Annotated in this window: 18 protein-coding genes and 1 tRNA gene; 9 read left to right on the forward strand and 10 right to left on the reverse strand. The window is 65.1% G+C overall.

Annotated features, from left to right (window positions below):
* Complete coding sequence (gene zwf / locus ASC91_RS24390) at positions 1 to 1,446, reverse strand: glucose-6-phosphate dehydrogenase (RefSeq protein WP_056203641.1); 1,446 nt, start codon at positions 1,444 to 1,446, stop codon at positions 1 to 3.
* A 123-nt stretch (positions 1,447 to 1,569) separates the two neighbouring features.
* Here zwf and tal point away from each other — a divergent pair, with 123 nt between their 5' ends.
* The 3 genes from tal to ASC91_RS24405 are packed head-to-tail and all read left to right on the forward strand — an operon-like array spanning position 1,570 to position 4,752.
* Positions 1,570 to 2,511 carry a transaldolase gene (gene tal, locus ASC91_RS24395; RefSeq protein ID WP_056203355.1) on the forward strand — a complete coding sequence of 314 codons (942 nt, stop codon included), beginning with the start codon at positions 1,570 to 1,572 and terminating at the stop codon, positions 2,509 to 2,511.
* Position 2,512: 1 nt separating this feature from the next.
* Entirely contained in the window at positions 2,513 to 4,135 is a 1,623-nt protein-coding gene (gene pgi / locus ASC91_RS24400; RefSeq protein WP_056203357.1) for a glucose-6-phosphate isomerase, read from the forward strand.
* Entirely contained in the window at positions 4,132 to 4,752 is a 621-nt protein-coding gene (locus tag ASC91_RS24405) for an HAD family phosphatase (protein WP_056203360.1), read from the forward strand. The genes pgi and ASC91_RS24405 overlap by 4 nt, the downstream gene beginning before the upstream one ends.
* Before the next feature lie 8 nt (positions 4,753 to 4,760).
* Here the strand turns inward: ASC91_RS24405 and ASC91_RS24410 are convergent, their stop codons facing one another.
* The 8 genes from ASC91_RS24410 to ASC91_RS24445 all read right to left on the reverse strand — a co-directional run bounded on the left by ASC91_RS24410 (position 4,761) and on the right by ASC91_RS24445 (position 11,443).
* Entirely contained in the window at positions 4,761 to 4,976 is a 216-nt protein-coding gene (locus ASC91_RS24410) for a DNA gyrase inhibitor YacG (protein WP_056203363.1), read from the reverse strand.
* The gene (gene zapD, locus ASC91_RS24415) at positions 4,973 to 5,728 is read right to left on the reverse strand and encodes a cell division protein ZapD (RefSeq protein ID WP_056203365.1); all 756 of its coding nucleotides are present in this window, start codon (positions 5,726 to 5,728) and stop codon (positions 4,973 to 4,975) included. The genes ASC91_RS24410 and zapD overlap by 4 nt, the downstream gene beginning before the upstream one ends.
* A 22-nt stretch (positions 5,729 to 5,750) precedes the next feature.
* Positions 5,751 to 6,359: a dephospho-CoA kinase gene (gene coaE / locus ASC91_RS24420; RefSeq protein ID WP_157282070.1), complete on the reverse strand. Its 609-nt coding sequence runs from the start codon at positions 6,357 to 6,359 to the stop codon at positions 5,751 to 5,753.
* 4 nt (positions 6,360 to 6,363) lie between these two features.
* On the reverse strand, positions 6,364 to 7,293 hold the full coding sequence (locus tag ASC91_RS24425; RefSeq protein WP_056203370.1) for an A24 family peptidase: 930 nt from the start codon (positions 7,291 to 7,293) through the stop codon (positions 6,364 to 6,366).
* A complete protein-coding gene (locus ASC91_RS24430; protein WP_056203372.1) occupies positions 7,293 to 8,516 on the reverse strand; it encodes a type II secretion system F family protein in 1,224 nt (407 codons plus the stop codon). Before ASC91_RS24430 ends, ASC91_RS24425 begins: the two co-directional genes overlap by 1 nt.
* Positions 8,517 to 8,535: 19 nt before the next feature.
* Positions 8,536 to 10,203, reverse strand: a complete 1,668-nt coding sequence (gene pilB / locus ASC91_RS24435) for a type IV-A pilus assembly ATPase PilB (protein ID WP_082532993.1) — start codon at positions 10,201 to 10,203, stop codon at positions 8,536 to 8,538.
* Positions 10,204 to 10,416: 213 nt separating this feature from the next.
* Positions 10,417 to 10,493, reverse strand: a tRNA-Pro gene (locus ASC91_RS24440).
* A gap of 20 nt (positions 10,494 to 10,513) precedes the next feature.
* Positions 10,514 to 11,443 carry a polyprenyl synthetase family protein gene (locus tag ASC91_RS24445; RefSeq protein ID WP_056203374.1) on the reverse strand — a complete coding sequence of 310 codons (930 nt, stop codon included), beginning with the start codon at positions 11,441 to 11,443 and terminating at the stop codon, positions 10,514 to 10,516.
* A 367-nt stretch (positions 11,444 to 11,810) separates the two neighbouring features.
* On the opposite strand from ASC91_RS24445, the gene rplU reads away from it, so the two are divergent.
* The 4 genes from rplU to proB all read left to right on the forward strand — a co-directional run bounded on the left by rplU (position 11,811) and on the right by proB (position 14,797).
* Positions 11,811 to 12,122: a 50S ribosomal protein L21 gene (rplU, locus tag ASC91_RS24450; protein WP_056203376.1), complete on the forward strand. Its 312-nt coding sequence runs from the start codon at positions 11,811 to 11,813 to the stop codon at positions 12,120 to 12,122.
* A 37-nt stretch (positions 12,123 to 12,159) separates the two neighbouring features.
* Positions 12,160 to 12,423 (forward strand): 50S ribosomal protein L27, encoded by a 264-nt coding sequence (gene rpmA / locus ASC91_RS24455; RefSeq protein WP_056203384.1) that lies wholly within the window; start codon positions 12,160 to 12,162, stop codon positions 12,421 to 12,423.
* Positions 12,424 to 12,620: 197 nt separating this feature from the next.
* Complete coding sequence (gene cgtA / locus ASC91_RS24460) at positions 12,621 to 13,685, forward strand: Obg family GTPase CgtA (RefSeq protein WP_056203387.1); 1,065 nt, start codon at positions 12,621 to 12,623, stop codon at positions 13,683 to 13,685.
* Positions 13,682 to 14,797: a glutamate 5-kinase gene (gene proB, locus ASC91_RS24465; protein WP_056203390.1), complete on the forward strand. Its 1,116-nt coding sequence runs from the start codon at positions 13,682 to 13,684 to the stop codon at positions 14,795 to 14,797. Before cgtA ends, proB begins: the two co-directional genes overlap by 4 nt.
* Before the next feature lie 13 nt (positions 14,798 to 14,810).
* Here proB and ASC91_RS24470 read toward each other — a convergent pair whose 3' ends face one another.
* On the reverse strand, positions 14,811 to 15,413 hold the full coding sequence (locus ASC91_RS24470; protein WP_056203392.1) for an RNA pyrophosphohydrolase: 603 nt from the start codon (positions 15,411 to 15,413) through the stop codon (positions 14,811 to 14,813).
* A 167-nt stretch (positions 15,414 to 15,580) separates the two neighbouring features.
* On the opposite strand from ASC91_RS24470, the gene ASC91_RS24475 reads away from it, so the two are divergent.
* Both ASC91_RS24475 and ASC91_RS24480 read left to right on the forward strand, forming a co-directional pair.
* Positions 15,581 to 17,326, forward strand: coding sequence for a proline--tRNA ligase (locus ASC91_RS24475; protein WP_056203395.1), 1,746 nt, complete (start codon positions 15,581 to 15,583; stop codon positions 17,324 to 17,326).
* Positions 17,323 to 17,931 carry a lytic transglycosylase domain-containing protein gene (locus tag ASC91_RS24480; RefSeq protein WP_056203398.1) on the forward strand — a complete coding sequence of 203 codons (609 nt, stop codon included), beginning with the start codon at positions 17,323 to 17,325 and terminating at the stop codon, positions 17,929 to 17,931. The genes ASC91_RS24475 and ASC91_RS24480 overlap by 4 nt, the downstream gene beginning before the upstream one ends.
* The last annotated feature ends 12 nt before the right edge of the window (positions 17,932 to 17,943 follow it).

Genomic DNA, 17,943 nt, shown 5'->3' on the forward strand with positions numbered 1-17,943 from the left:
TCATTGTTCTTCCGCCCAACTGAAACCATCACGCGCGACCAGTGCGCTTGCGGCGGCCGGGCCCCAGGAGCCTGCCGAATAGGGGCGCGGGCCGCTTGCGTCGGCCGCCCAGGCGTCGAGAATGGGTTCAACCCAGCGCCAGGCCTGCTCCTGCTCATCGCTGCGCACGAAGAGGTTGAGGCGGCCGGCAATCGCATCCAGCAGCAGGCGCTCATAAGCGCCGACGCGCTGCGTCGCAAAGGCCTTGTCGAAGTCCAGGTCCAGCGACACCGGCGTCAACTGTTCGCCGTGGCCGGCGCCCTTCTGGGCCAGCAGTTGCAACTCCAGGCCGTCCTCGGGCTGCAGCTTGATGACCAGGCGGTTGGGCTGGCTTGCGCCGGGGAAGATCTTGTGCGGTACGGGGCGGAAGTTGACGACGATCTGTGCGTCGCGTTCGGCCAGGCGCTTGCCGGTGCGCAGGTAGAAGGGGACGCCGGCCCAGCGCCAGTTGTTGACCTCGGTGCGCAGCGCGACGAAGGTTTCGCAGGCACTGTCGGGCGGCACCTTGACCTCTTCCAGATAGCCCGGCACGGCCTTGCCTTCGATGCTGCCGGCGCGGTACTGGCCGCGCACGACGTCGCGGGCGACGCTGTCGGGCGTGAAGGGCTTCAGCGAACGCAGCACCTTGAGCTTCTCGTCGCGGATGGCGTCGGCGTCGTTGCGCGCCGGCGGCTCCATCGCGATCATGGTCAGCAGTTGCAGCGCATGGTTCTGGATCATGTCGCGCAGCGCGCCGGTGCCGTCGTAGAAGGCGCCGCGTGTGCCCACACCCAGGCGCTCGGCCAGCGTGATCTGGATGTTGGCGATGCTTTCGCGGCGCCACAGCGGCTCGAACAGCGCGTTGCCGAAGCGCAGCGCCATCAGGTTCTGCACCGAGGGCTTGCCGAGGTAGTGGTCGATGCGGAAGGCCTGCGCTTCGGCGAAGACGCTGCGCACCGCGCGGTTGATCTCCTGGGCGCTGGCCAGGTCATGGCCCAGCGGCTTTTCCAGCACCACGCGCACCTTGTCGTGGTTCAGGCCCACGGCGCCGAGTTGCTGGCAGATGCCGGTGAACAGGTGCGGGCTGGTGGCGAGATAAAGGACGACGGTGTCGGCGTTGCGCGCGTCCAGCCATTCCTTGAGCCCGGCGTAGTGATCGGGCTGGGACAAGTCCATGCGGCGGTAATGGATCAGCGCCGCGAAGCGCTCGAACTCCTCGTCGTTGGGACGCTTGGCGCCATCCACTTCGCGGAAGCGCTCCTTCAGCCATTCGCGATAGCGCTCGTCCGTCTGGTCGTCACGCGCGACGGCGAGAATACGGCCGCCTTCGGGCAGCTTGCCGTGCCGGAAGGCCTGGAACAGCGCGGGCATCAGCTTGCGCCATGTCAGGTCGCCGGTACCGCCAAAGAACACGAGATCGAAAGACATCTGCGGGGTCTCCAGGCCAGCGTCTCCCATGGAGCGCTAACCGTTGTGTAACTAAGTTTCGTGAAATACTATGCAGCAGTTTCTTCGTCGGGTCAATCCGTTCGACCCGGATACAGGCAGCCCATGAACCAGCTCGACCAGCTCAAAACCCTCACCACCGTCGTTGCCGATACGGGCAACTTCCTGCAGCTCGCGCAGTTTGCACCGCGAGATGCAACGACCAACCCTTCACTGATCCTGAAGGCGGTGCAGTCGCCCGACTACGCGCCGTTGCTGAAGGAAGCGGTCGAGGCGCATCGCGGCAAGCCCCTGGACGAGATCGTCGACCAGGTGCTGGTGCGCTTCGGTCTCGAGATCCTCAAGGTCGTGCCAGGCCGTGTGTCCACCGAGGTCGATGCGCGCCTGTCCTTCGACAAGGCCGCGTCGCTCGCCCGCGCCCGCCGCGTCATCGGCCTGTACGAAGCCGCCGGCATCTCGCGCGAGCGCGTGCTGATCAAGCTGGCCTCGACGTGGGAAGGCATCCAGGCCGCTGCCGAACTGGAGCGCGAAGGCATCCGCTGCAATCTGACGCTGCTGTTCGCCTTCGCCCAGGCCGTGGCCTGCGGTGAAGCCAAGGTCCAGCTGATCTCTCCCTTCGTCGGCCGCATCTACGACTGGTACAAGAAGTTCGCCGGCAGCAGTTGGGATGAGGCGGCGATGGCCGGCGTCAACGACCCCGGCGTGAAGTCGGTGAGCCAGATCTACGCCTACTTCAAGCAGCATGGCATCAAGACCGAGGTCATGGGCGCGAGCTTCCGCAACATCGGCCAGATCCAGGCGCTGGCCGGCTGCGACCTGCTGACCATCAGCCCCGATCTGCTCGCCCAACTTCAGGCCACCGACGCCAAGCTGGAGCGCGCGCTCGACCCGGCCAAGGCGGCGGCCGTACCCGCCATCCACCTGGACGAAGCCGCCTTCCGCTTCGCGCTGAATGAGGATGCGATGGCCACCGAGAAGCTGGCCGAGGGCATCCGCCAGTTCGCCGTCGATGCCGGCAAGCTCGACAAGCTCATCGAGGCCGCCTGACATGACGGCGCGCTGCGACCTGTCTCCCGTTTGGGCTGAACTGCAAGCCCACTACGCCGCGAGCGGTCGCGGCTTCGATATCCGTGAAGCTTTCAAGGCGGATGCAGACCGCTTCGGCGCGCTGTCGTTTGAAGCGCCCGAGGTGTTCGCCGATCTGTCCAAGAACCGCATCGACATGCCCACGCTGACCCTGCTGCTGAAGCTGGCGGCCGACTGTGGCCTGGAAGCGCGGCGCGATGCGCTGCTGCGCGGCGACCCGGTCAACCACACCGAAGGCCGCGCGGTGCTTCACACGGCGCTGCGCGCGCCGGCAGGCAGCAAGGCACCGTTCAATGCCGAGGTGCAAGCATCTCTGGATGCGATGCTGGCCTTTGCCGAGCGCGTGCGCCGCGGCGAGCGGGGCGAGATCACCGACGTCGTGCACATCGGCATCGGCGGCAGCGACCTCGGCCCGGCCATGGTCGTGCAGGCGCTGCAGGCCTTTGGTCGTCGCGATCTCAAGCTGCATTTCGTCTCCAACGTCGACGGCCATGACCTGGCGCCCGTGCTGGCCGGCGTTGACGCAAAGCACACGCTGTTCGTCATTGCCTCCAAGACCTTCACGACGCAGGAGACGCTGGCCAATGCGCAAGCTGCCAAGGCCTGGTTCCTGGCCGCCGGCGGAACGGATGTGGCGCGCCACTTCGTCGCGACCAGCAGCAACACTGCCGCCGCTGCCGCCTTCGGCATCGACACCGCCTTTGGTTTCTGGGACTGGGTCGGCGGCCGTTACTCGCTGTGGTCGGTCATCGGCCTGCCCATTGCCATCGCCGTCGGCGCCGACAACTTCCGTGAACTGCTGGCCGGCGCGCATGCGATGGACGAACACTTCGCGTCGGCGCCGCTCGACCGAAATCTGCCGGTGCTGCTGGGCCTGGTCGACGTCTGGTACCGCAATTTCCATGGCTTCACCAGCCGCAGCGTCGCACCGTATCACCAGGGCCTGCGCCGCCTGCCCGCCTATCTGCAGCAGCTGGAGATGGAGAGCAACGGCAAGGGCGTGGACTTGGACGGCAACGCGCTGTCAATCGGGACGTCGCCCGTCGTCTGGGGCGAGGTCGGCACCAACGGCCAGCACGCCTACTTCCAGATGCTGCATCAGGGCACGGACGTCATCCCGGTGGAGTTCATCGCGGTGAAGCGCCCGAATCACGGCGTAAGCGGAGAACTGGCCGAGAAGCTGGCCGACCAGCACCGCAAGCTGCTGGCCAACTGCCTGGCGCAGAGCCAGGCATTGATGCAAGGCAAGACGGCCGCCGAGGCCCTCACCGAGAAGGCGCCGACCGCGTCGGCAACGCTGGACCGTGGCGTCTTGTCCCGGCACCGCAGCTTTCCTGGCAACCGCCCGAGTACGACCCTCGTGCTGGATGCGCTGACGCCGCGTTCGCTCGGCGCGCTGATCGCCCTGTACGAGCACCGCGTCTTCGTGACCGGCGCACTGTGGGGCATCAACAGCTTCGACCAGTGGGGCGTGGAACTGGGCAAGGCACTCTGCAACCAGTTGCTGCCGCGCCTGGACTCCGGCGACACGGCGGGCCTGGACGGCTCGACCGCCGGCCTGTTGAAGCGGCTGGTGGCCGCATGAAGATCGTCTTTGATTTTGGCGGCGTGGTGTTCCGCTGGCATCCGGCCAGCTTCCTCGCGCGCATCTGGCCGCACCGCATCGAGACGCTGGAGCAGGGGGCGGCCGCGGCTGTGGTCTTTTTTCAGAACTATGGTGGCGACTGGGGCCTGTTCGACCAGGGCCTGATCGGCGCCGACGAGGTGGTGCGCCGCATCTCGGCGCGCACCGGCTGGCCGCGGGGCGACGTCGCTGCGGTCGTGCGTGCAGTGCCGGACGAGCTGATGCTGATCCCCGCTACTGCCGTGCTGATCCGCGATCTGCGCGCCGCGGGGCACACGCTGCACTTCCTGTCCAACATGCCCGAGCCGTATGCGGACCATCTCAGCCGCAGCTTTCCACTGAATGAATGGTTCGAGTCGGGCCTGTTCTCGGGCCGTGTCAAGCAGATCAAGCCGAGCGCCGAGATGTTCGCGATGGCCGAGCGTCACTTCAATGCGCCGCCGCAGGACCTGCTTTTCCTGGACGACCACCCGGCCAATGTTGATGCGGCCCTGTCACGCGACTGGCAGGCCTTCCTGTTCACGGATGCCGCCAGCGCGCGGCGTGAGCTGGTGTCGCGGCGTCTGTTGAGCGCTTGAGCGCCTGATCAGTGCACCAGCGGCTCGCCGTCCGGCCCGTATTCATCCGGGTTCTGGGGCGGCGTGGCGGGCACGCGGAACGACTCGCTGGCCCAGGCGCCGAGGTCGATCTGCCGGCAGCGCTCGCTGCAGAAGGGCCGCCATTTGTTGCTGGGTGCGAACACGCTGTCGCCGCCACATTGAGGGCAGCGCACGATGCGCTCGCCTGCGGGGTTCGTCTTCATTGGCACAAGGCGAGTTCGAAGCCGCTGTCTTCCTGTGCCAGCTTGAGCCGGCCTTCCTCGTCCTGGCGCATCAGGCGGATGGAGATCATCAGCCGATGGCCGGAGATTTCGGGGATCAGCCCGAGGCTGGGGTCGATGCGCATGCGCAGCAGCTGGTAGACGCGGCCAGGCGGCAGGCTCTGCTGGAACTGCCCCGCGGTGGCCGCCACCTTGTGCGGGGCTCCAGAGTCGCGCAGCAGGCCGAGCAGCACCTGCAGGGCCTCAGCCAGCGGCATCAGCGTCTGGGCCCAGGTCATCAGATCCTTGCGTCGGCGCACCGGCAGCAACTGCTGCCAGTTGTAATAGGCCGGCAGGTCGAACTCGCAGGTGCCGCCGGGAATGCTGATGCGGCTGCGGATGCTCATCAGCCACTCGTTGCCCGTCAGCGTCGCGCCGGCCTTGCCGGCCAGCGCGTTCAAACGCTGGAAGGCGCCGTCGATGCGGGCGACGACTTCATCCAGGCGTGCTTCGTCAAGGCCGGGGCTGCCGCGGTAACCGATGAATTGCGCCTTGTGCTTCTCGAGTTCCTTGAGCAGATCGCTCTTGAGGTCGGCACGCGAAGCGACGTCCATGATTTCGAACAGCGTGACCAGGGCGAAATGATGGTCCAGCGCGGTCTCGCGCGACATCAGCGTGCCGAGGCGGTCGAACAGATGCTCGAGGCGAAGCATCGTGCGGATGCTTTCGTTGAACGGGTACTCGTACAGGACCAAAGGTGCCTCGGGTGGACTGCGATCAGGGCCGGGCGATTGTTTCACAGCCCCAGCGCTCGGCCAGGCTGAGAACCTCGTTTCTGAGCGCAACAAGCGGTAGGCGATCGTTGTGGAGCACAGCGTCGGCCGCCGCCCTGCGGGCTTCGCGGCTGGCCTGTGCTGCGATGGCGCCCGCAATGCGTTCGCGCGTCCAGCCCGGGCGCTGCAGCACCCGTTCGATCTGGGTTTCGATCGCGCAATCGACGACGAGCACGCGGGCGACGCGCGCCCGCCAGCGACCGGATTCGACCAGCAGAGGCACGTCGAAGACGACAAGGCGGGCCGTCGCGGTCTCAGCCTGCGCCTGTGCTTCAGCGGTGATCAGCGGATGCAGGATGGCCTCGAGCCGGCGCTTGGCCGTCGGGTCAGAGAAGACCAGGGCGCGCATTCGATCGCGGTCCAGGGCCCCATCGGTGCTGATGAAGTCCGCGCCGAACTGCACTGCAATGGCAGGCATGGCCGCACCGCTGGGCGCGGTCAGGGTGCGGGAGATGGCATCCGTATCGATGAGGGCGGCGCCGGCTTCGTGTAGAAAGCCTGCGACCGTGCTCTTGCCGCTGCCGATGCCGCCGGTCAGGCCGACCCTCATCAAGGGTTCATGTCCAGCCGAGCCAGCCCAGCACCGTCGGCTGGCCGGCAAACAGCACCACCAGGCCACCGCCGGCCAGGAAAGGGCCGAAGGGCACGTAGCGGCCCTCACGCAGGCCGGCATTCATCTTCATGATGATGCCGATGACGGCACCGATGGCTGAGGCGCCGAGGACGATGGGCAGCACCATCTGCCAGCCCAGCCAGGCGCCCAGCGCCGCGAGCAGCTTGAAGTCGCCATAGCCCATGCCCTCCTTCTTGGTGAGGAGCTTGAACACCCAGTACACCGACCACAGCGACAGGTAGCCGCTCAAGGCGCCGATCAGGGCCTTGTCCAGCGGAATCGTCCAGCCCATCAGGGCGGCGGCGAGCCCGGCCCAGAGCAGGGGCTGGTTGATCGCATCCGGCAGCAACGTGGTGTCCCAGTCGATCATCGCCAGTGCGATCAGAGCAGCGACGAAGCCGCACCAGAGCAGCGTGGTCGGCTGGGCGCCGAAGCGCCAGGACAGGGCGGCGAAGGCGGCGCCGGTGAGCGCTTCAATGATGGGATAGCGCTTGGAGATCGGCGCCTTGCACGTGGCGCATTTACCGCCCAGGCGAAGCCAGCCAATGACCGGCAGGTTTTCATGCCAGCGCAACTGATGGCCGCAATGCGGGCAGCGTGAACGCGGCGCGGCGATAGTGAATGGAGGCAGGGCTTCGATCTTGGTGCCGTAGACATCCACGGCCTTGGCCAGCTTTTCAGCCTCGGGCAAAGGCACGTCAGCGACGCGCGCCATGGCGGCCGCGTCAGTGAGCTGCGCGGCCGACTCATGCAGCCACTGGCGCTCCAACATCAGCGGCAGGCGGTAAATGACGACGTTGAGAAAACTGCCGATGCAAAGACCGAAGATGCCGAGGATCCAGGGTGACAGCAGCAGGCTGTAGTCCACCGCCATCAGACCACCTGGCCGAGCTTGAAGATCGGCAGGTACATCGACACGACGATGCCGCCAATCAGGCCGCCCAGGATGACGATGATGAAGGGCTCCATCAGGCTGGACAGCGCCTTGACCGCTTCATCCACCTCGTCCTCATAGAACTCCGCGGCCTTGGCCAGCATGTGGTCGAGGGAGCCGGATTCCTCGCCGATGGAAGACATCTGCAACACCATGGTCGGGAAGATGCCCGTCGTCTGCATCGACGTCGTCAGCGCGGCGCCGGTGGAAACGTCGCGTTGGATCTGTTCGGTCGCCTCAGCGAATACCGCATTCCCCGAGGCGCCGCCGACGGAATCGAGCGCCTCGACCAGCGGGACGCCTGCGGCAAACATCGTCGACAGGGTCCGCGTCCAACGCGCGACGGCGGACTTGTACATGAGGTCACCGAAGACGGGGACCTTCAACAGCAGGCGATCCATGCGCTTTTGCATCGGCACGGAGCGCTTCCAGGTCTGCAGGAAGAAATAGATGCCACCGCCAATGCTGCCGAAGATGGCCCACCAGTAGGAGACGAAGAACTTCGACATCGCAATGATCATCAGCGTCGGTGCTGGAAGGTCGGCGCCGAAGGACTTGAACACGTCCTCGAAAGCCGGCACCACAAAGATCATGATGACTGCGACCACGATGAAGGCGACCACCATCACCGCGACGGGGTAGGTCAGTGCCGACTTGATCTTGTTCTTGATGGCAACCGTCTTTTCCTGATAGACCGCCAGCCGGTCCAGCAGGGCCTCCAAGATACCGCCGGTTTCGCCCGCTTCGACGAGGTTGCAGTACAGGGCGTCGAAATATATCGGGTGCTTGCGGAAGGCCGATGACAGGCTCGTGCCGGTCTCCACATCCTGTCGGATGTCGTTCAGCAGCCGTGTGAGGCGCGGGTTGGTCGCGCCGCGGGCGACGATGTCAAAGGACTGCAGCAACGGCACGCCGGCGCGCATCATCGTCGCGAGCTGGCGCGTGAAGATCGCGATGTCCTTCTGCTTGACCGCGCTGCCGCCGCTGGAGCGGCGCTTCTTGACCTTGTTGACCAGGATGCCCTGGCGGCGCAAGGTGGCGCTGACCATGGCCTCGCCGCCGGCCCGGAGTTCGCCTCTGACGATCTTGCCATTGCGATCCTTGCCCTCCCACTCGAAGACGAAGTCCTTGACGCCTTTTGCTGCGGCAGTGGCAGTAGCCATGCGCTCTCCTCGAGACTGATTATTCGTTGGTGGCGGACAGCACTTCTTCCAGTGTCGTGACGCCGACGCGCGCCTTCACGAGGCCGGACTGGCGCAGATCGCGCACCCCTTCCTTCTTGGCCTGCTCGGCGATGTCCATCGCCGTTCCCTCAGCCAGGATGATGCGCTGGATCGCCTCCGTGACGGGCATCACTTGGTAAAGCCCGACGCGGCCGCGGTAACCATTTGTGCAGCTGCTGCAGCCGACGGCGCGATAGAGCTTCCAGCTGCCGTCGAAATCTTCCTCGACGAAGCCGGCCTTGATCAGCGCTTCGCGTGGGTAGTCTGCCGGCTGTTTGCAGTTCTCGCACAGCCGGCGCACGAGGCGCTGAGCGGTGATGAGCAGCACGCTGGACGCGATATTGAACGGCGCCACACCCATGTTGAGCAGACGGGTCAACGTTTTGGGCGCGTCATTGGTGTGCAGCGTCGACATGACCATGTGGCCCGTCTGAGCGGCCTTGATCGCGATATCGGCGGTTTCCAGGTCACGGATTTCGCCGACCATGATGATGTCTGGATCCTGGCGCAGGAAGGACTTCAGGGCCGTCGAGAAGTTCAGGCCCGCCTTGTCGTTGACGTTGACCTGGTTGATACCGGGCAGGTTGATTTCGGCCGGGTCTTCCACGGTCGCGATGTTGACGCCAGGCTGGTTCAGGATGTTCAGACAGGTGTAGAGAGACACCGTCTTGCCGGAGCCCGTCGGGCCGGTCACAAGCACCATGCCGTAAGGGCGGTAGATGCAGGCGAGCAGGCGCTCCTTCTCGATCTTCTCGTAGCCCAGCGCTTCAATGCCCAGCTTCGCGGAGGACGAGTCCAGGATACGAATGACGATCTTTTCGCCGAACAGCGTAGGCAGGGTGCTGACGCGGAAATCGATGGACTTGCTGCCGAACTTCAGCTTCATGCGCCCGTCCTGGGGCACTCGCTTCTCGGAGATGTCCAGGCGCGAAATCACCTTGATGCGCGAGGCCAGCTTGTCCTTGATCGCAATGGGCGGTTGCGTGATCTCGCGCAACTCGCCATCGACGCGAAAGCGCACGCGGTAGTGGAACTCGTAGGGTTCGAAATGCAAGTCCGAGGCGCGCAGATTGATCGCGTCGACCAGCATCTTCTGCAGGAAGCGGACGACGGGTGCGTCCTCGACGTCTGCCAGTTCGGCAGCCTCCTGCTGCGGCGTCGCATCCTCTTCGGCGATGTCGAAGTCGAAGTCGCCGCCAGCGATGCTCTCGAGCGATTCCGTCGCGCTGACGCCGCTGCTGGCCAGCATTTTGGCCAGCTTGTCATGCTCGACGATGACCCATTCCGGCTGCAGCTGGGTCGCGAACTTGATGCGTTCAATGACCTCGAGATCCGTGGGATCGGCGCCGCCGACGAAAAGGCGATTGCCGCGCCGCGACAGGGCCACGACCTGGTACTGCTGGGCCAGCTTGGCGTCGATGACGTTCTGCGGCATGCGCTGCGGGTCCATCGCCGACAGATCCAGCAGCGGCAAGGCCAGGGCACTGGACAAGGTGTGCGCCAGATCGACTGGCGAAACCAGGCCGCTTGCGATCACCGCGTTGACGAAACTGGCCTTCTTTTCCCTCGCCTGCTTGACGAGATCTTCGGCGGCCTTGGCCTGGAGCTTGCCGGCGTGCACCAGCATGCGCGCCACCCCCGACAGGGAAGACTGAAGCGGCTCGGCGAGCGTGGTTTCCACAGGCAGTTGCGTCAACGACGGAAAGAGCGAAGTCTGCCAATTGTGCCAGTCGGTAGCCGGGCGCGAGGCAAACGAATTCCAGGGATAACGTCAGGATTTCAGGGTTGCCGGTACTGTGGCCCGGTCGATTTGCGGACCCTCATCCCGAGGGCGAAGACTTGGTCGGGGTGAGAGGATTCGAACCTCCGGCCTCTACGTCCCGAACGTAGCGCTCTACCAGGCTAAGCTACACCCCGATGTCTTCTGCGCGAGCCGCCTATGAGTGGCGCTCAACCGACTGAATTGCGAATTCTAGCAGAGATTCTGTCCACCTATTTGGAGGCAGGTGGCTGAGACATTCGGCCGCGTGCCGCGCTTCGGTTCGCGCCGCTTCCCGGGTCGATTCGAGGGCGCCGGTTGAGCGCACGATGGCAACGATATCCTGCAGTTTTTCCTGCTCGCCCTCTTCGATGGCATGCCGAAGCAATGCGCGTTGCTCGCCCGTTGCTCGCTCCATCGCGATCAACAGCGGCAGTGTCGTCTTGCCCTCGCGCAGGTCGTCCCCGATGTTCTTGCCGAGCTCCAGGGCGTCTCCTTCGTAATCCAGCACATCGTCGATGAGCTGGAAGGCCGTTCCCAGCGCGCGCCCATAGGCGGCACAGGCTTCCTCGACCTCGGGCGGGGCGTTGGCCAGTACCGCGCCGAGGCGAGCGCTGGCTTCGAAAAGCTTGGCAGTCTTGAACCGGATCACGCGCAGATAGCTCTCCACCGTGATGTCCGGGTCGTGCATGTTCATCAGCTGCAGGACTTCGCCCTCGGCAATGACGTTGGTGGCCTCTGCCAGCACCTCCAGCACCCGCATGCGGTCGACCGACACCATCATCTGGAAGGCGCGCGAATAAAGGAAGTCGCCGACCAGCACGCTCGCAGCGTTGCCGAACAGGGCGTTGGCGGTCGGCTTGCCGCGACGCAGTGAGGACTCGTCAACGACGTCATCGTGCAGCAGCGTCGCCGTATGGATGAACTCGACGACGGCGGCCAACTCAAAGCGCGCCGGCTTGGCAAAACCGAGCGCGTTCGCAAACAGCAGCACGAGCTTGGGGCGCATGCGCTTGCCGCCGGCATGCACGATGTAGTGCGCGATCTGGTCGATCAGCGCCACATCGGAGGACAGGCGCTGCGCGATGACCGCGTCGACCTGGGCCATTTCGTCGGCCAGCAGGGCGAGTACCTCAGCAACTTGGGATGGGGGCGAGGCTGACTCGACGCGCACGTGGACTCTCAGGCAAGGAATGGGGTGATTATAGAAACGGCGTCCATGCGCTTGCGGGCATGGTCGGGCCGCACTGTTGTCGTGAGGCTTGCAGGAGGCCCAGCGCGTGGAGCATTGCCTTTCGATGAAGCGTCAGGGTATACTCGCGGGCTCTTTGCAAGCCGTGTGTCTTTGATGGGTGGCGGGCAATGGGGATCAAAACCGACAAAAAGGCCCGACGAGGGCGGCGGCGCGGGCTGAATGGCTGGCGTCAAGCTGCTGGAGCCGGGTGATTGCACCCCTGAGGTGCGGAAGGATGAATATGTATGCGGTCATCAAAACCGGCGGCAAGCAATACAAGGTTGCTGCCGGCGAAAAGATCAAGGTCGAGTTGCTCGACGTGGAAGTCGGCGCTGAGGTCACTATCGACCAAGTGCTGGCCATCGGCAGCGGCGACGGCCTGACGGTCGGCGCTCCGCTGGTCGCCGGCGCTACTGTCAGCGCCAAGGTTGTCAGCCATGGCAAGCACGACAAGGTTCGCATCTTCAAGATGCGCCGTCGCAAGCACTACAAGAAGAGCCAAGGCCATCGCCAAAACTTCACCGAGCTGGAAATCAGCGCGGTCAACGGCTGATTCCAGTCGTCTTTCGCTAATTTCTAGGAGCTAACTCATGGCACAGAAAAAAGGCGGCGGTTCCACACGGAATGGCCGCGACTCCAAGCCCAAGATGCTGGGCGTCAAGGCTTACGGCGGTGAACTGATCTCCGCAGGTTCGATCATCGTGCGTCAGCGCGGCACCAAGTTCCACGCTGGCGTCAACGTCGGCATGGGCAAGGACCACACGCTGTTCGCGTTGGTCGATGGCCACGTGTCCTTCGCCATCAAGGGCGAGAAGAACCGTCAGACCGTCGTCATCACGCCGCTGGCGGCTTGATGATTGCGTGATCCGGACGGGTCGCCCGCCCGGATACTTCCAAGCCCCGGCTCGCCGGGGCTTTTGTTTTTTAAGGTCCGGCTTGCCGGAGCCTTTGCTTGTTTGATCCGGCTTGCCGGGTTTGTTTTTTGGAAAGCCCGCCGCACTGAATCGCAGCGGGCGCGCCGCAACCCAGCCAGTACGATGGCTGCTCAGCCATGAAATTCGTCGACGAAGCCACCATTGACATCGCAGCCGGCAACGGCGGCGCGGGCTGCGCCAGCTTTCGTCGCGAGAAGTTCATTCCCTTCGGTGGGCCGGACGGCGGTGACGGCGGCAAGGGTGGCAGCGTGTGGGCCGAGGCGGACCGCAACCTGAACACGCTGATCGACTACCGCTACGCACGCCGCCACGAGGCACGCAACGGTGAGGCTGGTCGCGGTTCCGACTGCTTCGGCGCGGCGGCCGACGACATCGTGCTGCGTGTGCCGGTCGGCACCATCATCACGGACCTGGAAACCGAATCCGTCATCGGCGAGTTGATCGAGTCCGGCCAGCGCATTCTGCTCGCCAAGGGCGGCGACGGCGGCTTTGGCAACCTGCATTTCAAGACGTCGACCAACCGTGCGCCGCGCCAGAAAACGCCGGGTTGGCCGGGCGAGGCCAAGAAGCTGCGCCTGGAGCTGCGCGTGCTGGCCGACGTTGGTCTGCTGGGCCAGCCCAACGCCGGCAAGTCGACATTGATCACGGCGATCTCCAACGCCAAGCCCAAGATTGCGGACTATCCGTTCACGACGTTGCATCCCAACCTCGGTGTCGTGCGCGTCGCGCCCGAGAAGAGCTTCGTTGTCGCGGACATTCCAGGCCTCATCGAAGGCGCCTCCGAGGGCGCTGGCCTCGGTCACCAGTTCCTGCGCCATTTGCAACGCACGCGGCTGCTGCTGCATGTCGTCGACCTCGCGCCCTTTGATCCCGAGGTCGATCCGGTCAAGGAAGCCAAGGCCATCGTGGCCGAGCTGAAGAAATACGACCCTCAGCTGCATGCCAAGCCACGCTGGCTGGTGTTGAACAAGCTGGACATGGTTCCAGAGGAAGAGCGTGCCACGCGCGTGAAGGACTTCGTCAAGCGCTATCGCTGGAAGGGGCCGGTCTTCGAGATCTCGGCGCTGACACGCCAGGGCTGCCAGCCGCTGATCCATGCGATCTACGAACACGTCGCTGCCGAGCAGAACGTGCTGGTCGAGCCCGATATCCGTTTCGAGTCCAACAGCCCCGCCGAATGAGTTTGCTGTCCAGCGCACGCCGCATCGTCGTCAAAGTCGGTTCCAGCCTCGTCACTGACGAGGGCCGCGGCATTGATGCCGAGGCGATCGCGAACTGGAGCCGCCAGCTGGCGGCGTTGGCGAAAGAGGGCCGTGAGCTGATCATGGTGTCCAGCGGCGCCATCGCTGAGGGCATGAAGCGTCTCGGTTGGGCGACACGCCCCAAGGAACTGCACGAATTGCAGGCCGCTGCAGCCGTCGGTCAGATGGGCCTGGCGCAGATGTACGAGAGCCAGCTCAGTGCCCAGGGCATGGCCAGTGCCCAGGTGCTGCTGACGCACGCCGACCTGGCGGACCGGGAGCGCTATCTCAATGCGCGCTCGACGCTGCTGACGTTGTTGGCCCATCGCGTGCTGCCCGTCATCAACGAGAACGACACCGTCGTCAACGACGAGATCAAGTTTGGCGACAACGACACGCTGGGGGCGCTGGTCGCCAACCTGGTCGAGGCCGATGCGCTGGTGATCCTGACCGACCAGCGCGGCCTGTATTCAGCCGACCCACGCAAGGACCCAACCGCCCGCTTCATCGATACGGCACAGGCCGGCGATCCGGAGCTGGAGCGCATGGCTGGCGGCGCCGGCTCGAGCATCGGCCGCGGCGGCATGATCACGAAGATCCTCGCGGCCAAGCGCGCGGCTGGCAGCGGCGCCGGCACCGTCATCGCCTGGGGGCGCGAGCCCGATGTGCTGCTGCGCCTGGCGCGTGGCGAGGCCATCGGTACGGCCCTGCTGGCGGCCACGCCCAAGCTGGCGGCGCGCAAGCAGTGGATGGTCGACCACCTGCAACTGCGCGGCTCGGTCAAGGTGGATGCCGGCGCGGCGATCAAGCTGCGCGACGAGGGAAAGAGCCTGCTGCCCATCGGCGTCGTCGAGGTGCAGGGAGGCTTCCACCGTGGCGATGTCATCGCCGTGCAGACGGCCGAGGGCGTCGAACTCGCGCGTGGCCTGGCCAACTATTCAGCCTCGGAAGCCCGGCTGATTGCGCGCAAGCCGTCGTCAGAGTTCGAGGCGCTGCTCGGCTATGCGGCAGAGCCCGAACTTATCCATCGAGACAACTTGGTGCTCCGCTAGAGGCGCAGCCCCCTCAGTTCGGTGGCTCACCCTCCGGCGGCGTAGCCGTTGTCTCCAGCGGCGTGTCCAGCGGCATTGGCCCGCTGTTGCGCTCCCGGTGCGCGGGTCGCATGCCGGCACGCAGATAGCGGTTGTGATGGTTGATGCGCGGCAGGTAGCGCGCCAGTTCCGTCAGCGCCATCTCGTAAACGCCGCGCTTGAACTCGATGACGGCCTCCAGCGGCACCCAGTACTCGTTCCAACGCCAGGCGTCGAACTCCGGGTGGTCGGTGGCGCGCAGGTTCATGTCGCAGTCGCGCCCCACCATCTGCAGCAGGAACCAGATCTGTTTCTGGCCCCTGTAATGGCCACGCGCATCTCGCCGAATGAAATGCTCGGGCACCTCGTAGCGCAGCCAGTCGCGAGTCCTCGCGATGATGCGCACATGCTCTGGCGTGAGCCCCACTTCTTCGTGGAGCTCTCGGAACATCGCCTGCTCAGGCGTTTCACCGTGCTTGATGCCCCCTTGCGGGAACTGCCACGAGTGCGTCCGGATGCGTTTGCCCCAGAAGACCTCGTTGCGTTGGTTGAGCAGGATGATGCCGACGTTGGGGCGGAAGCCTTCACGGTCGAGCATAATCAACCTCAAATCTCTAGTTGGTTCGATTATTGCATCGGGCCACGATCGTCACAGCGCCCTCGCTAACCCGAAGATTTCTCCCTGTTTTGTCGTGACTTCGGCCGGGTTTTCACCCGGCCTTCGCATTTGCCAGGCGCTCTCCTGGCCTTTGATCCGGTCTGCCCATGAAAGCCTCCCAGTTCTTCGTCTCCACCCTCAAGGAAGCGCCCGCCGATGCCGAGGTCGTCAGCCACAGGCTGATGATGCGCGCCGGCATGATCAAGCGCCTGGGCGCCGGCATTTACAACTACATGCCGATGGGTCTTCGTGTCATCCGCAAGGTCGAGAAGATCATCCGCGAGGAGATGGACGCGGCGGGAGCCGTCGAATGCCTGATGCCCGTCATCCAGCCAGCCGAGCTGTGGCAGGAGACGGGCCGCTTCGACAAGATGGGCCCCGAGTTGTTGCGCGTGAAGGACCGCCATGGCCGCGACTTCATCGTGCAGCCGACCAGCGAGGAGGTCATCACCGACATTGCCCGCCAGGAGCTGCGCAGCTACCGCCAGCTGCCGAAGAATTTCTATCACATCCAGACCAAGTTCCGCGACGAACGCCGTCCGCGCTTCGGCCTGATGCGCGGCCGCGAATTCACGATGAAGGACGCCTACTCCTTCGACCGTGACGTCGAGGCCGCCGGCCGCAGCTACGACAACATGTACGCGGCCTACGGCAAGATCTTCGACCGCTTCGGCCTGCAGTACCGCGCTGTCGCTGCAGACACCGGTGCCATCGGCGGCGACCGCTCGCATGAGTTCCAGGTCATCGCCGAGACCGGCGAAGACGCCATCGTCTATTGCCCGACCAGCGACTACGCCGCCAACATCGAGCTGGCGGAAGCCGTCGCCCTGCTGCCCGGCCGCGCCGACGCGCTGCAGACGCTCACCAAGACGCCCACGCCGGGCAAGGCTACGTGCGCCGAGGTGGCGCTGCTGCTCGGTCTGCCGCTCGCGCAGACGGTCAAGTCCCTGGTGCTGGCCACCGACGAGCTCGACAAGGACGGCAACATCGTCAAGACCCAGGTCTGGCTGCTGCTGGTGCGCGGCGACCACGACCTGAACGAGGTCAAGGCCGGCAAGGTCGAGGGATTGAAGGGCGGCTTCCGCTTCGCGACCAGCGGCGAGATCGACGCCCATTTCGGCTGCAAGCCCGGCTACCTTGGTCCCATCGGACTGAAGCAGCCGCTGAAGATCGTCGCCGACCGCACGGTCGCCGTCATGAGCGACTTCGTCTGCGGCGCCAACGAGGCTGACTTCCACTTCACCGGCGCCAACTGGGGCCGCGATCTGCCCGAGCCCGACGTCGTTGCAGACATTCGCAACGTCGTTGCCGGTGACCCCTCGCCCGACGGCAAGGGCCTGCTCGCCATCCAGCGCGGCATCGAGGTCGGCCATGTCTTCTATCTCGGCACCAAGTACTCGGCCGCGATGAACGCGAACTTCCTGGACGAGAACGGCAAGCCCAAGCTGATGGAGATGGGCTGCTACGGCATCGGCGTGACCCGCATCCTGGGTGCCGCCATCGAGCAGAACCATGATGCGCGCGGCATCATCTGGCCGGACGCCATCGCACCCTTCACCGTCGTCATCTGCCCCATCGGCATGGACCGGAGCGAAGAGGTCAAGGCCGCCGCCCACAAGCTGTACGAGGAGCTCAAGGCGCTGGGCGTTGACGTGCTGCTGGACGACCGCGGTGAGCGCCCCGGCGCGATGTTCGCGGACTGGGAGCTCATCGGCGTGCCGCACCGCGTCGTGCTGGGCGACCGTGGCTTGAAGGAAGGCCAGGTCGAGTACCAGGGCCGTCGCGACGAGGCCGCGACCAAGCTCGCCGTGGGCGATGTGGTCGGCCACCTGAAGGGCCTGCTCAAGCTTTGAAGCGCCGGCTGCTGCTGTCCAGCCTGCTCGCCGCGCCGCTGGCGGCGCAGGCCGGCGCCCAGGTCGAGGAGCCGCTGGCGGACTCGATGCGCTCGGCGCTGACCGCCTCCATCGCCCAGGCGGCCCCGCCGCGCCCGAAGTTCGAGGCCAGCCAGGTCGATGAGCGCATGGCCTATCTGCGCTGGCTGGGCGCGATGAGCGAGCGGCTGAAGAAGCGCAAAACCGAGACGCAGATCCGCATCGAGTTCCTCGAGACCGTCTGGTACGAGGCCAAGCGCGCGGGCCTGGAGCCCAGCCTCGTGCTCGGCCTCGTGCAGGTCGAGAGCGGCTTTCGCAAATACGCCATCAGCATTGCCGGCGCGCGCGGCTATATGCAGGTCATGCCCTTCTGGGCCAAGCTGATCGGCGACGGCGATGCCGCGCGCCTCTTTCACATGCAGAGCAATCTGCGTTTCGGCTGCGTCATCTTGCGCCACTACCTGGACCTGGAGAAGGGCGACCTCTTCCTGGCTCTGGGCCGTTACAACGGCAGCCGCGGCCGGCCCGAATATCCGAACGCCGTATTTGCCGCGCGGCGGCAGTGGTTGCTGCCCGGCGAGAAATGACTCAGGGCTTTC

The organism is Pelomonas sp. Root1237 (assembly GCF_001425055.1).
Classification (GTDB): domain Bacteria; phylum Pseudomonadota; class Gammaproteobacteria; order Burkholderiales; family Burkholderiaceae_C; genus Pelomonas.

Excerpts from the sequence above, each read along its gene's own strand:
- proB (WP_056203390.1), top strand. The coding sequence starts at position 13,682 with ATGAGTTTGCTGTCCAGCGCACGCCGCATCGTCGTCAAAGTCGGTTCC.
- ASC91_RS24445 (WP_056203374.1), bottom strand. The coding sequence starts at position 11,443 with ATGGCCCAGGTCGACGCGGTCATCGCGCAGCGCCTGTCCTCCGATGTG.
- pilB (WP_082532993.1), bottom strand. The coding sequence starts at position 10,203 with ATGCTGGTGCACGCCGGCAAGCTCCAGGCCAAGGCCGCCGAAGATCTC.
- ASC91_RS24425 (WP_056203370.1), bottom strand. The coding sequence starts at position 7,293 with ATGGCGGTGGACTACAGCCTGCTGCTGTCACCCTGGATCCTCGGCATC.
- tal (WP_056203355.1), top strand. The coding sequence starts at position 1,570 with ATGAACCAGCTCGACCAGCTCAAAACCCTCACCACCGTCGTTGCCGAT.
- cgtA (WP_056203387.1), top strand. The coding sequence starts at position 12,621 with ATGAAATTCGTCGACGAAGCCACCATTGACATCGCAGCCGGCAACGGC.
- zwf (WP_056203641.1), bottom strand. The coding sequence starts at position 1,446 with ATGTCTTTCGATCTCGTGTTCTTTGGCGGTACCGGCGACCTGACATGG.
- rplU (WP_056203376.1), top strand. The coding sequence starts at position 11,811 with ATGTATGCGGTCATCAAAACCGGCGGCAAGCAATACAAGGTTGCTGCC.
- pgi (WP_056203357.1), top strand. The coding sequence starts at position 2,513 with ATGACGGCGCGCTGCGACCTGTCTCCCGTTTGGGCTGAACTGCAAGCC.
- ASC91_RS24405 (WP_056203360.1), top strand. The coding sequence starts at position 4,132 with ATGAAGATCGTCTTTGATTTTGGCGGCGTGGTGTTCCGCTGGCATCCG.
- ASC91_RS24430 (WP_056203372.1), bottom strand. The coding sequence starts at position 8,516 with ATGGCTACTGCCACTGCCGCAGCAAAAGGCGTCAAGGACTTCGTCTTC.
- ASC91_RS24470 (WP_056203392.1), bottom strand. The coding sequence starts at position 15,413 with ATGCTCGACCGTGAAGGCTTCCGCCCCAACGTCGGCATCATCCTGCTC.
- ASC91_RS24410 (WP_056203363.1), bottom strand. The coding sequence starts at position 4,976 with ATGAAGACGAACCCCGCAGGCGAGCGCATCGTGCGCTGCCCTCAATGT.
- rpmA (WP_056203384.1), top strand. The coding sequence starts at position 12,160 with ATGGCACAGAAAAAAGGCGGCGGTTCCACACGGAATGGCCGCGACTCC.
- ASC91_RS24475 (WP_056203395.1), top strand. The coding sequence starts at position 15,581 with ATGAAAGCCTCCCAGTTCTTCGTCTCCACCCTCAAGGAAGCGCCCGCC.